Raw genomic sequence first — 13192 nt, forward strand, 5'->3', positions numbered from 1 at the left:
TTATACTACATAAAGTAGTTGTAGTAGCCTTCTAGGTTTTCTTTGATGCTCGCTGTAATTTCAGAGCCTTCATCTGTGGTTGACACTTTTCCCAAAGCTTCAATTTTTTCGATAAGTGGGTGTAAGAAAACATGTAAGTTATCGTGTGAAGGACCTTCCATTGTACATTCTTTGACAACAAAGTTTTTTACCTCGTTTAGTTTTGACGCCAAATTATGATAGTCATCAACAGTATTTGTTTCGCTGGTTTTAACCATGTTCAGCATTTTGTCAACGCCTTCGGTGGTTTCCACATTGGCTTCCCATTTGCTGCCGTTGTCTAGTTTTATTTCATCTACCCAAGCATTGTTTATTGCATGGGTTTCGGCAGCCATTTCTTCCATATGGTGTTCGTGGGTTTCTTCGGTGGTTTTAACCGCATCGGTACTTTCGTGTTTGTGTTTTGCGTCGTTACAGCTTACTAATACTGCTGAAATGATTGCTAATGATAAGATTGTTTTTTTCATAATGTAAAATATTTAAGTGTTTATAGTTTAGCGTTTATTTTTGTTTTGGCAAAAGCAATTATATGACCATCCAGGTCGGCTATATATCCCACGGTATCGCCCCAATCGCGGGTTTGTAATTCACTGATATTTTTTGCGCCCATCTCGATTCCACGTTTTAAATAATCGGCGGGATTTGTTACTTTTAAATACAGTTCGCAGCGCGGAATACCATTGGCGGTTTTGGGATGCGGCATTGCCGGGCAAATAATGTTCGAAATCCCGCTCTCCGGCATCAACCCCAGCTGCACGGTTTCCGAGAGGTTGAATTCCGTCATTCCTGGCACATTCAAAGTCGGAGTTAAACCAAGCAATTTTTCATAAAATTCAGTACTCCGCACTTGATTAGAAACATATAATATAAATTCAACTGTTTTCATAATTTTTCCATTTTTTCTACCGCCAACCGCCAACCGCCAACCGCCAACAGACAACCGACAACCGACAGCTGACTACCGACTATCAACCCACATTTCCGCAGGCATTCCAATTTTTAGGCTACCGTCATTTTTTACGGTAACCTTTACTGCGTAAACAAGGTTTACTCGTTCTTCTTTAGTTTGAATTATTTTTGGGGTGAATTCTGCCGAAGCGGAAATCCAACTTATTGTTCCTTCGTAATCTTTCATTTCTTCGCCAGCATCTATTTTTACGTTTACTTGCTGCCCAATTTTAATGTTTGAAAGCTGCGTTTCACTTATATAAACTCGTAGCGTCATTTCCTCCATATTGGCGATTTTGTACAGCGGTTTTCCGAAGGAAACAATTTCGCCAGGTTCGGTATATTTTGTTAAAACCGTACCTTTTATGGGGTTTGTAACTTTACTTTTAATAATCTGATCATTGATTTGTGCCACTTTTGCTTCAATGGTTTTTACCTCATTAACAATAGGTGCGTTTTGGGTTTCTACATTCTTAATTTGCTTTTTTAAAACGTCCACTTGATTGTTGGCCTGATCTAATTGGCGTTGTGTTGCGGCCTTTTCAGTAAACATATTTTGAATGCGCTCTTGCTCGGTTTTTGCCGTTTGTAATTGTTGGTTTAAGACGCTTACTTGCGACCAAACACCACCCGATTTAGATGCCACTGTTTCTTTTTGAGCAAGCAATTGTTGTTTGTTTAAATAAAGCTGAAGTGTATCAACCAGTCCCACTACGGTTCCTTGTTCTAAAACCTGACCTTCTTCTAAATTTAGAAATTCGAGTTTTCCATTTGCTTCCGAAGAGATTGTAATTTCAGTAGCTTCAAAGTTGCCGTAGCCATCGGCTTTTTCGCCGTTGGAGCAGGAGTAGAGGCTTCCTATTAAGCCTGCCAAAAACAATATTTTTATATTTTTCATCGTAACTATTTAATTGAAACCTCCTTTAATTACTTTATAATTCGCCTTTGCCAGCGACAGTTGTATTTTGTGCAATTGTTCGTCAATTTTCGCTTCGTACAGATTGTTTAGTTCTCTTATATATTCTGAAGAAGTTATGGCGCCATTTTGCAATTGCGAAGTCGTGGCTTCCAAAACCTTTTCGCGCAACGCAATTATTTGAGTGTCTTTTTGCAACATTTTATCATATTTTTCAATGTCGTTTTCGGCTTCTTTTTGTCGCATTTGGTTGTTCAGCAAAAAGGTTTCTTTTTCGGTAGAAACTATTTCTTTTGAAATATCGAGCGTTTGTTTTTGCTCCTTTGTTTTTCCCCAATCGAAAATATTCCAATTCAATTTCAATCCAACCATATAAAAATCTTGAAATGAATTGTCCAGCATGTTCAGCCCCGGATTGCCGTAACCAGCCTGCGCAAAACCCAAAAGTTTTGGAAAATTACTTTTTGAAATCACTTCTTTTGAAGTTTCCAGCTGCGTTTCCTGTAAGTCGAAAAGTTCCAACTCGGGACGTTGCGTCTCGATTTCCTGGGCGACCAAAATGTCTGGATTTGCCAGGGTTGTATTACTGTCTAAGTTTTGGGAAAGCAACAAAGCTAGGTTGTTGAGTGCTTTCTTTCTATCGAAATTGATCTGCGAAATCTGCTGCTCCAACTTTAGCTGCTCTGCTTTCAACACTTGTTCGGAAGCGGGGAGAACGGCGCCGTATTTCACACCCGTATTCACTTCCTTTAGGCGCGAGTCGAGCTCTTCCAATTTTGAAAGAAGCAATTTTTCCTGTTCTTGAAAAAGCAACACATTAAAATAATTTTGATTTACTCGCGATTTTAAAGTGTACAGATTTACGGCAACTTGCTGTTGCTGGGTTGCTAATTGGGCAGTTTTTAATCTTGTGTTTGCCGCGATGTTTCCGCCGTTATAAATTAATTGGTTTGCATCTAACGTGGCGCGGTATTGGTCTTTGTTTGGCGGTATTACGGTTGAATTTGGTATTTGCAAAGGAAATTCAATCACGTCAGATTGATAGGTTGCTTGTGCGTTTAAATCTAGTTTTGGCAGTTTTTCCTTTTCCAAAACCTTAATTTCAGAGTTTGTTTTATCTTTCAATAAAGCCATCTGTTTAGCCAACGGATAATTTTTTTCCGCTAAAACATAGCACTCTTCCAAGGTGAGCGTTTGTTGGGCAAATGCCAAAATGGGAGCGATTGCAAAAAGTATAAATAGAAACTTTTTCATTTTTTAATTGAATTGATAATAAACTCCGCTACTTCGGTTTTACGCCGTTCCATCAATTGTTTAAACGCTTTATCGTCAATTTTTAAAAATCCTTTTAACAATGGCGTTGCGACGAAAGGGAAAATATTGAGCGAAATAATATTGATAAAAAGCTGCTCCCCGTCTATGGGTTTTAGCATGCCTTCTTCAACTTCTGCCGCAACCTGACTTTTAAATTTTTCCAATGTTGGAAACGCGGCATTTTGTTGAATTTTTTCAAAAAACTTTGGGTTTCGGTTTAATTCTTGAATTATGAAATTTGGCAAATAGGGATACTTCGATATAAAGGAAATATAGTTGCTCGTGAAGTTTTTCACCTTGTCTTCAATTGAAGAATCGTCGTTTAAAATCTTGTTGAGTTGGGGTGCCAAAAGTGAAAATGCGTTGCTGAAAACAGCTTCAAAAAGCAATTGTTTGCTTCGGTAATAATAGTGGAGCATGGCTTTATTAATACCGGCTTCATCTGCAATTTCCTGCATTCGGGCGCCGTCCATTCCCTTTTTCTGAAAAACGTTTTTTGCGGCATTTAAAATTTGCCCTTCGGTATCTTGATTTTTATTTGTCTTTGCCATTATTCAACTTTATGGTTTAACCATTTGGTTAACAAAGATAGATAATTTATCTTTACGGTGGGATATTTTGGAGATTTTTCGGAAAATGAAGTATGGGCGGTACTATTTTAAATATAAATAGAAGTGGTTATAAGCTAGTTTCAAGCTTCGGAAATGCAGGATTTTGCTTAGAAGAAACGTATCTTTACCTAAGGTTACTAGTTACTAGGCCTAATTAATTTACTACTATGGAAAAACTTTTTGTTTTGATTGCTTCCTTGTTTTTGCTTTATGGGTGTTCCAGCAGCCGTTTGGTAGATGAATACATAAATTCAGAAAGTCCAAATTTTCGGGCCAATAAGGTTTTGGTTGTGGGTTTAACGCCGGATGAGGGTTTGCAACGGCAGTTTGAATACAGTTTGGTAAATGCGTTGGGCAACGAAAATGTGATTGCCGTAAAGAGTGCGGAGTATTTTAAATTACCGGCGCTGGCAATTAATCAATCTGAAGAAAATCTTGCCAATCTTGAAAAGCAACTTTTGGAGGCAGGTTTTGATGCGGTACTTCTCTCTAAAATTACAGGGCAGGAGAGTAAGGTAACCATTGGGCAATCGTACCGAAATCTTACAAAATCCTTTGAATCGTTCAGCGATTATTACAGCGAAAATATACCGGTTTACCAGCCCGAGCCAATGGAAGCTTATCCAGTTTACAATACTGAAACTTCGTTGTATTGCCTTTGTCCCGGCGAGGAACGCGATTTAATCTGGCGCGGAAAAATAGACATTGTAGATCCTCCTGGAGCTGCATCTACCATTCGGGATTACGTAAAAACCTTGGTACAAACGCTTAAAAAAAACAATTTATTAATAGTAAAGTAAATTTGCTTTAACCTTATTCGTGAAGTACCAAAAGCGGCACGACGGTAGCATAACTAATTTTTGAAGTTTCCGAGCCAAAAATAAAACGATCTAAAAAGCTTTTTCGTCTGGTAACCATGGCGTGCAGTTGAATGGGGACTATTTGTACAAATGAACTTATTGCCAATGGTGCTGGCACGTTTTTTATGGTATAGCGTTCAAAACCGTGTTTTTTAAAAACTGCCTCGATATGGTTTTTTTTGGGCGAAACTACAATATCTGCTTCTTCAATATCTAGAATCTTAAGTGCGGCATTGTGCTTTTTTACGATGTTTAATACAATTTCGAACGATTTTTGCAAAACGTCGTTTTGATAGTTTAGCGAGAGCAAAACGGAATTTATTTTTTCGAAAGCGTATCCTTCCGGAATAACGAGTACGGGGCAATTTACATTACGTATAATTTTAATGGTATTACTGCCAAAAATCACTTCTTTTGCCCCAGTGGCGCCATTGGTTCCCATGATTATTAGGTGTATGTTGTGTCTGGCAACTGTTTGGTTTACTGCGGCTTCAATATCATCAAAATCTATATTTGGAATGAAGGTGAAGTTTTCATTTTCCGAAATAGATTCACAAAAACGAACCGTTTTTTCGAGTTCTGTTTTATTTTCCTTTAGAATACTGTCATAAACCGAAGTACCCGGCGTACTGTAAAGCATATCTGCAGTAAGGTAGCCTGTTGGTTTTTGTGTGTTTAAAATATGGAAGGTACACGTTTCACCTTTAAAAAACTGTAGTGCATACCTGATGGCATTCTTTGAATTTTTTGAAAAATCTGTTGGCAGAAGTATGTTTTTCATAGTCTCAGTTTTCCCAAAAGTACGTGATAAGTGTAAATTCTAAAATGATTTCTATCATAAATAATTTAGCATTATGCGGAATTATTAAGGCTGTATAAATTTTTAAGTCCTCAGCATTTTAGCAGGGTAGCTAATCAAGGACAAATAAGTCTGATATATGACGAAAATCATATTCTATTTAATGCCTTCACCTTAGTTTTGTCCTGTTAATTAATTCAAACAACTATGAAAAACATAATGAAATCAATGGCCGCTTTAGCAGTACTAATTTTAGTTAGCTGTGGCGGAAAAGAAGAAAAAAAGAAAGAGGGCATTCAGATTGGCCAAAAACCAGCGGCGACTGAAACCCCAAAGGAAGCACCAGTTTCTGATGTAAAACCATCACAGACAATAGATTTAACGAACAAGGGAGTGGGCCCGATTAAGAATGTAGAAATCGCTGCTACCATTGACGATGCTATGGCTTCCAAAGGTTCTGAAATTTTTAAGTCTAAATGTATGGCTTGCCATAAACCAGACAAAAAGTTTATCGGACCGGCGCCAACAGGGATTTTGGAAAGACGTACTCCAGAGTGGATTATGAATATGATTTTAAATCCTGAAGAAATGACGCAAAAGGATCCACTAGCAAAAGCTCTTTTAGTAGAGTTTAACGGGTCGCCAATGGCAAACCAACACCTTACCGAGGAGGAAGCAAGACAAGTATTGGAATATTTTAGAACACTTTAATATATACACTTAAGCAACCAACCCGCCCTTGCGGGACGCAAAATCCTGCAAGGGTTAAAAACCAAACAACTATGAAAACAATCATTAAACTATTTTTTGTTTCAGCTGCAGTACTGCTGTTTTCAGCTTGTAAAAACGAAAAAACTACCGAAACTGGAGCTTCCGTAGAGAGTTCCACACCAAGCGAAGTTTCATCAAGCAATCAAGGACAAGCGTTTATTGAAGATGATGAATCTGCACCCAATGTGTTGCAAATCGCTATTGGATCGCCAGACCACACCACCTTGGTAGCAGCTGTACAAGCGGCAGGGTTGGAAAATTCATTAGTTAATGCGGGACCTTTGATGGTGTTTGCGCCTACCGATGAGGCTTTTAATGCGTTGCCAGCGGGTACTGTAGAAGATTTATTAAAGCCTGAAAATAAAGAAAAGTTAGCTTCTATACTGAAACATCACGTAACTCCAGGAAATTATTCGAAGGAATTTTTAAAGAAATTTAAGAAAGTAGGACAAGCCGATGGCAATGACGCTAAGGTAGAAGTTGTAGGCGATGATGTATTTGTAGGCGGTGCAAAAATAGTGGCCAGTGTAGATGCTGGAAACGGAATTGTACACGTAGTAGATAAGGTAATAGTACCGGCTAATTAATTATAAATCAATTTAATTTAAATAATAGGATAATGAAAAAAACAATTAATATTTTAATCGCCTTGATTATGGCTGCCGGATTGGTGAGCTGTAATAATGGGGGAGACCAAAAGAGCAAGAAAGGTGGTCAGGGAGGTTTGGCTACAAATGCTGCCGAGCGAGTTTATGTAGCGCCAGGTGAGCACGACGAATTTTACGGCTTTATGTCTGGTGGATTTAGCGGCCAGCTGGGTGTTTACGGACTGCCATCGGGTCGATTACTTAAAGTTCTTCCGGTTTTCTCACAAAACCCAGAAAACGGATGGGGTTATTCTGAAGAAACAAAACCAATGTTAAATACATCGTACGGGTTTGTGCCTTGGGACGATTCGCACCACCCGGATATTTCACAAACCAATGGGGTATTGGATGGTCGTTGGATATTTATAAATGGTAACAACACCCCGAGAATTGCACGTATTGGCTTAAAGAGCTTTAAAACTGAGGAGATCATTGAAATTCCAAACAGTGCGGGTAACCACAGTTCATCTTTTATTACTGAAAATACTGAATATGTAGTAGCGGGAACTCGTTTTTCTGTGCCGGTGCCTCAAAAGGATATGTCGATTAACGAGTACAAAGGAAATTTTAAAGGTGCCCTAACGTTTATTAATGTAGATCAAGAAACCGGAAGAATGGGAATTAAATTCCAGCTAATGATGCCAGGTTTTAATTACGATTTATCGCACCCTGGACGTGATAAGAGTCACGGTTGGTTCTTCTTTACTACTTATAATACCGAAGAAGCCCACTCCCTTTTAGAAGTTAACGCATCACAAAACGACAAGGATTTTATTGCTGCCGTAAACTGGAAAGTAATTGAAGAATATGTAAACAACGGTGGTGGTACAAAAGTACCTGCAAACTATGCGCACAACATATTAGATGAGCATACACACACGGCTACTTCAACTATGTTAAAGGAAGTTTTAACAGTAAACCCTATGGATGTACCGGGAGCGGTTTATTTTTTACCAACTCCTAAATCTCCACACGGTTGCGACGTTGATCCAACAGGAGAATACATTATCGGAAACGGAAAACTATCTGCAGATTTAACTGTTCACAGTTTTACAAAAATGCTTGATGCTATTGAGAACAAGAAATTTGATGGAGAAGCTTATGGCATTCCAATCTTAAACTTTGAGGACATTCTTGCGGGAGTAGTAAAGCAACCAGGATTAGGGCCACTTCATACCGAATTTGATGGTAATGGAAATGCTTATACCACATTCTTTATCTCTTCTGAAGTAGTAAAATGGAAAGTGGGTACTTGGGAAGTTTTAGACCGTCAGCCAGTGTTTTATTCTGTAGGGCACGGTATGATTCCTGGTGGAAATTCGCGTAAGCCATTTGGTAAGTATTTTGTTGCCTTAAACAAGATTACAAAAGATAGATACCTACCCACAGGTCCGGAACTTACACAGTCTGCCCAGTTGTTCGATATTACGGGCGATAAAATGGAGCTGTTGTTAGATTTCCCAACAATCGGGGAACCTCACTATGCTGCTGCGATTCCAGCCGAATTGGTTGCGCCAAATTCAACGAAAATCTTTAAGCTTGCTGAAAACAAACACAAGTATGCAGTTCTTCAAGATAGCGATGTACGAGTAGAGCGTGATGGAAAAGATGTTCATATTTATATGAATATGATTAGAAGCCACTTTAACCCAGATAATATTGAAGGTGTAAAAGTAGGGGACAAGGTGTACTTCCACATTACAAACCACGAACAAGACTTTGATGTACCACACGGTTTTGCGGTAATTGGAGCAAATAATGCTGAATTATTGATTATGCCCGGAGCTACCGAAACCTTACTTTGGGAACCAAAACAAGTAGGTGTTTGGCCGTTCTATTGTACCGATTTCTGTTCTGCACTTCACCAAGAAATGCAAGGATATATTCGTGTAAGCCCAGCAGATTCAAACATTGAATTGTCTTGGAGCTTAGGCGAAGATTAATAGGATGTTTTTAGTTGTGAAAATACTTAATTAGTGATTAATAGTATTTTCAGTAAAGACGGGGGTTGTTGATTTCCCCCGTCTTTTTTAAAAATTTGACGAACATTTTGTTCAAAATAAAAATCAACAACTACACAATCTGCACAAATACTTAAACTACAAACCAACCATACTGACGTTTAAGATTTTAAATTCAAACAAAATGAAAAAAGCAGGAATTATAATGATAATTGGGTCCTTGCTACTATTGGGTCTTTTTAAATTCCCATTGTGGAATATAATGCTAGGTGCGCCCCAATATCCAGATCCTTTGGGAATGGATATTTATATTGAAGGAATACAAGGTGTTGAAGAATTTGATATTCAGAATATTGACGGCCTTAACCATTATATTGGAATGAAAACCATTCCAAAAGTGGAAGATATGTGGGAGTTTAGCGTTTTTCCTAAAGTAATTGGAGCAATGGTGGCCCTTGGGGTACTTATTGGAATTCTTGGATTTTTGGGAAAAGTAAGTTACAAATGGTTCCTCGGTTGGTTCGTATTAATGTCTGTTCTCGGAATTCTGGGAATGTACGACTTTAACTTATGGCTTATAGATTACGGAACAGATCTAGACCCTAAGGCTATTATGAAATTAGAAAACCTTGACGGTACGCCAATGACCTATAAACCACCATTATTAGGGTATCAAAAAATGTTGAATTTTGATGTAGATTCCTGGCCTGGACCCGGTGCGTATATGATTTTTGTTGGAATGATTCTTACCTTGGTGGCCTTTTTTGTAGGAAAAAAAGAATATAAAAAAAATTAAAGCCTAAATAAATACTCCTTCTTCTTTTTTAGAAGAAGGAGGCTTTATAAAACGTTGAAAGAATTTTGTAATGCCTGAAGGTGAAAACCTTTTAAAATTTTGGAAATATGAAAATTATACAACTCTTGGTTATTTTAGTACTCTTTACAGCCTGTACAGTAAAACCACAACCTATAAATTACGGCTCAGACGTGTGCCACTACTGCAATATGACTATTGTAGATAAACAGCACGCCTCACAAATGGTTACTGCAAAAGGAAAAGCTTTTAAGTACGACGCCATAGAATGTATGGTCCATTCGTTACAGGATGAGTTTAAAGACACCGAAATGGCGCACCAACTAGTGGCAGATTTTTACCAACCGGGCGAGTTGATTAATGCTACAGAAGCTAGCTATTTGGTGAGTGAACAACTACAAAGCCCAATGGGAGCAAATCTATCGGCGTTTAAAAATACAGAGAACGGACAAAAAGCCCAAGATGAATTTGGCGGTAAAATATACACTTGGAAGGAAATACAAGAATATTTAAAATTGTAAAGTTATAAAAATCACTTCGGTGGTTTTTAACGGGTTACTCAACTCTGTAATTTCCCGAAATCAATTTTTAGCATCCTTTTTATTGTACTGTTTTTCTACGACTGTAGATTTAAAGTATCGGAATCATCATTAATTTAAGTATCTTCAAATTTTTTAAATTTCCGCGATAGCGAATGAGTTCGTAAAGCGTAATTTTGTCATCGTTTTGAAAAATAATCACAACATATTCTTCTTTTTAATTTTATTGTTTTCCACAGCATCTATGTGGTCTAAAACAATAACGGTTTGTGCTACCTGCCCTGTAAAATCTATTAACGAAGCTATACTTCAAGCCGAAGAGGGCGATACCGTTTTTGTAAAAAAAGGCACATACAAAGAAGCCAATATAAAAATTAATAAAAGCATTGCTCTAATTGGAGAAAATTTACCCACAATTGACGGGGAGAAGAAGGGTGAGATTATTACCATTGGCACTGATAACGTAACCTTAGATGGCTTTAAGATTATAAACGTAGGGGTTAGTTATACAACAGATTATGCGGCAGTTCGCGTGGTAAACAGTGAAGGTTTTGTTATAAAAAATTTAGAACTCGAAAAGCTTTTCTTCGGAATTTACCTTCAAAAATCTAACAATGGCAAAGTACTTAACAATAAGGTGCGGGGAGAGGCGGTAACCGAATTTAATTCAGGAAATGCAATTCATCTTTGGTATTGTAAAAATGTAGAAGTTCGCGGAAATGATGTGCAGCGGGTGCGCGACGGAATCTATCTTGAATTTTCAGATGAAATTTCAATCAAGGATAATTTCAGTAAAAATAATGTGCGCTATGGGCTTCATTTTATGTTTAGCAATAACAATTATGTAATCAATAATGTTTTTGAAACCAACGGCGCCGGAATAGCTTTAATGTTTTCAAAGTTTATGGAAGTTGAAAACAATATTATAAAGAAAAACTGGGGCACCGCAGCCTATGGGTTATTGTTAAAGGAAGTAAACGATGCCAACATTAAAAACAACCTGTTTTTTGAAAATACGGTAGGTATAACTGTAGAGGGGAGCAACCGTTTGCAATACGCAAATAACGATTTTACCAGTAATGGCTACGCAATAAAAGTGAAAGGCGCATGCTACGAAAACCACGTTATTGATAATAATTTTCTTTATAACTCTTTCGATATATCATACAATGGGCGGATAAACAACAATAAATTTAACAACAATTATTGGAGCAATTATACGGGGTACGATTTAGACAAGAACGGCATTGGCGATGTGGCGTATCGTCCGGTAAAACTGTTTTCATATATAGTAAACCGCACTCCGGAAACCATTATTTTAATGCGAAGCTTATTTATAGATATTATAGATTTTTCGGAAAAAGTTTCCCCGGTATTTACACCGGATGATTTAATGGATGAAAATCCAAGAATGAAACAAATAGCTCATGATAGAAATTAGGGATTTATATAAAAAATTCGGTAAGAACGAAGTGCTTAAGGGCATCGACCTCGCTATAAAAGAAGGCGGTATTTTTTCCATTCTCGGGCCTAACGGATCGGGAAAAACCACACTTATTAAAGCTATTTTAGGTATGGTTTTGCCAGATTCGGGTGAAATTTTCATTAATGGAAAGTCGTTGAGAAACAATTTTAAATATCGCGAAAAGATAGATTACCTACCGCAGATTGCAAACTTTCCCGGCAACCTAAAAGTGAATGAACTTATTGCCATGATAAAGGATTTAAGGGCTTCCGAGGCAACTAAAGACGAAGAGCTAATTGAACTTTTTAAGCTGCAACCCTTCCTTAATAAACGATTGGTAAACCTCTCCGGAGGAACAAAACAAAAAGTAAACCTAGTGCTTACTTTTATGTTTGACAGTCCGTTAATAATTCTTGACGAACCTACCAGCGGCCTCGATCCTATTTCGCATTTGCGGCTAAAAAACTTAATTTTTGCCGAAAAGGAAAAAGGGAAAACAATTTTGGTAACCTCGCATATTTTGAGTTTTGTGGAAGAAATTGCCGACGAGATAGTTTTTCTGTTGGAAGGAAAAATTTATTTTAAGGGAAGTATCCCAGAATTAAAAGCGAAAACCGAACAACCCGATTTTGAACACGCTATAGCCTCCATTTTATCTGCTAGTTATGCTTAAAATATTAAAATACAGTTTTTACGATTTAATGCGAAGCCGCTGGAGCTACGTATATTTTCTGTTCTATTTACTGCTTGGCATCGTGTTGTTGTTTCTTAACAACGACCTTTCAAAAGCAGTTATAACGTTAATGAACGTAATCATTATTTTGGTGCCGCTTATTGGGACTATTTTCGGGGTGATGTATTATTACAATTCCCGCGAATTTACCGAACTGCTTTTGGCGCAACCCGTAAAACGAAGCTCCATTTTTTTGGGTCAGTATTTTGGAGTTGCAACCTCTTTATCAATGAGTTTGGTGATAGGCTTGGGAATGCCATTTGTTTTCTACGGAATTTTTAACAGTAACGCCATTTGGGACTTTTCACTATTGCTAGTAACGGGGGCATTTTTAACCTTTATTTTTACCGCTTTGGCCTTTGTAATCGCGCTTTCCAACGAAAACAAAATAAAGGGGTTTGGGTACGCTATCTTACTTTGGTTGTTTATGGCGGTAATCTACGACGGTATCTTTTTAATGTCGTTATTGTATTTTGAAGATTATCCGTTAGATAAATTTTCCCTAATTGCCACGATGCTAAACCCAGTAGATTTATCGCGGGTATTGATACTTTTAAAGCTGGATATTTCGGCACTTTTAGGATATACCGGAGCCGTATTTCAGAAGTTTTTTGGAACAAGTTTCGGGCTAATTTTATCGTTTGTAATGCTAATTATTTGGGTGGTTGTTCCAACTTTCTTTATTTGGCGAATTGCAAAACGGAAGGATTTTTAGTAAACCAATAAATTTCTTGTATTTGTTTTTAGGGCCGTGTGTTAAAATGAAATCGTCTAA

General features: G+C 37.6%; 15 protein-coding genes. 9 read left to right on the forward strand and 6 right to left on the reverse strand.

Going from position 1 to position 13192, the window contains the following annotated elements; genetic code table 11:
* Positions 1-5: 5 nt before the first annotated feature.
* From VZD24_RS00975 to VZD24_RS00995, 5 genes are all read right to left on the reverse strand, one after another.
* Positions 6-506: a hypothetical protein gene (locus tag VZD24_RS00975; protein ID WP_342686593.1), complete on the reverse strand. Its 501-nt coding sequence runs from the start codon at positions 504-506 to the stop codon at positions 6-8.
* 20 nt (positions 507-526) lie between these two features.
* Complete coding sequence (locus tag VZD24_RS00980) at positions 527-925, reverse strand: VOC family protein (protein ID WP_279447570.1); 399 nt, start codon at positions 923-925, stop codon at positions 527-529.
* A 72-nt stretch (positions 926-997) separates the two neighbouring features.
* A complete protein-coding gene (locus tag VZD24_RS00985) occupies positions 998-1885 on the reverse strand; it encodes an HlyD family secretion protein (protein WP_342686592.1) in 888 nt (295 codons plus the stop codon).
* Positions 1886-1894: 9 nt separating this feature from the next.
* A complete protein-coding gene (locus tag VZD24_RS00990) occupies positions 1895-3157 on the reverse strand; it encodes a TolC family protein (protein WP_342686591.1) in 1263 nt (420 codons plus the stop codon).
* Positions 3154-3768 carry a TetR/AcrR family transcriptional regulator gene (locus tag VZD24_RS00995; RefSeq protein ID WP_279447573.1) on the reverse strand — a complete coding sequence of 205 codons (615 nt, stop codon included), beginning with the start codon at positions 3766-3768 and terminating at the stop codon, positions 3154-3156. Before VZD24_RS00995 ends, VZD24_RS00990 begins: the two co-directional genes overlap by 4 nt.
* A 227-nt stretch (positions 3769-3995) precedes the next feature.
* Between VZD24_RS00995 and VZD24_RS01000 the strand changes: the two genes are divergently transcribed.
* The gene (locus VZD24_RS01000) at positions 3996-4628 is read left to right on the forward strand and encodes a putative periplasmic lipoprotein (RefSeq protein WP_279447574.1); all 633 of its coding nucleotides are present in this window, start codon (positions 3996-3998) and stop codon (positions 4626-4628) included.
* A gap of 13 nt (positions 4629-4641) precedes the next feature.
* On the opposite strand, the gene VZD24_RS01005 is transcribed toward VZD24_RS01000, so the two are convergent.
* Complete coding sequence (locus tag VZD24_RS01005) at positions 4642-5469, reverse strand: universal stress protein (RefSeq protein WP_342686590.1); 828 nt, start codon at positions 5467-5469, stop codon at positions 4642-4644.
* Positions 5470-5694: 225 nt separating this feature from the next.
* Here VZD24_RS01005 and VZD24_RS01010 point away from each other — a divergent pair, with 225 nt between their 5' ends.
* The 8 genes from VZD24_RS01010 (at position 5695) to VZD24_RS01045 (ending at position 13132) form a co-directional block, all read left to right on the forward strand.
* Positions 5695-6198, forward strand: coding sequence for a c-type cytochrome (locus VZD24_RS01010; RefSeq protein WP_279447577.1), 504 nt, complete (start codon positions 5695-5697; stop codon positions 6196-6198).
* Between the two features lie 71 nt (positions 6199-6269).
* Complete coding sequence (locus tag VZD24_RS01015; protein WP_279447578.1) at positions 6270-6845, forward strand: fasciclin domain-containing protein; 576 nt, start codon at positions 6270-6272, stop codon at positions 6843-6845.
* Positions 6846-6877: 32 nt separating this feature from the next.
* Positions 6878-8848, forward strand: coding sequence for a Sec-dependent nitrous-oxide reductase (nosZ, locus tag VZD24_RS01020; protein ID WP_279447579.1), 1971 nt, complete (start codon positions 6878-6880; stop codon positions 8846-8848).
* Between the two features lie 202 nt (positions 8849-9050).
* Positions 9051-9662, forward strand: a complete 612-nt coding sequence (locus tag VZD24_RS01025; protein WP_342686589.1) for a hypothetical protein — start codon at positions 9051-9053, stop codon at positions 9660-9662.
* Positions 9663-9769: 107 nt separating this feature from the next.
* A complete protein-coding gene (locus VZD24_RS01030) occupies positions 9770-10201 on the forward strand; it encodes a nitrous oxide reductase accessory protein NosL (RefSeq protein ID WP_342686588.1) in 432 nt (143 codons plus the stop codon).
* A gap of 262 nt (positions 10202-10463) precedes the next feature.
* Entirely contained in the window at positions 10464-11660 is a 1197-nt protein-coding gene (locus VZD24_RS01035; protein ID WP_342686709.1) for a nitrous oxide reductase family maturation protein NosD, read from the forward strand.
* Positions 11647-12357: an ABC transporter ATP-binding protein gene (locus tag VZD24_RS01040; protein ID WP_279447583.1), complete on the forward strand. Its 711-nt coding sequence runs from the start codon at positions 11647-11649 to the stop codon at positions 12355-12357. The genes VZD24_RS01035 and VZD24_RS01040 overlap by 14 nt, the downstream gene beginning before the upstream one ends.
* Positions 12350-13132 carry an ABC transporter permease gene (locus VZD24_RS01045; RefSeq protein ID WP_342686587.1) on the forward strand — a complete coding sequence of 261 codons (783 nt, stop codon included), beginning with the start codon at positions 12350-12352 and terminating at the stop codon, positions 13130-13132. The genes VZD24_RS01040 and VZD24_RS01045 overlap by 8 nt, the downstream gene beginning before the upstream one ends.
* Positions 13133-13192: the final 60 nt, after the last annotated feature.

The sequence above is a fragment of the Aequorivita flava genome, assembly GCF_038742595.1.
Lineage (GTDB): Bacteria > Bacteroidota > Bacteroidia > Flavobacteriales > Flavobacteriaceae > Aequorivita > Aequorivita marisscotiae.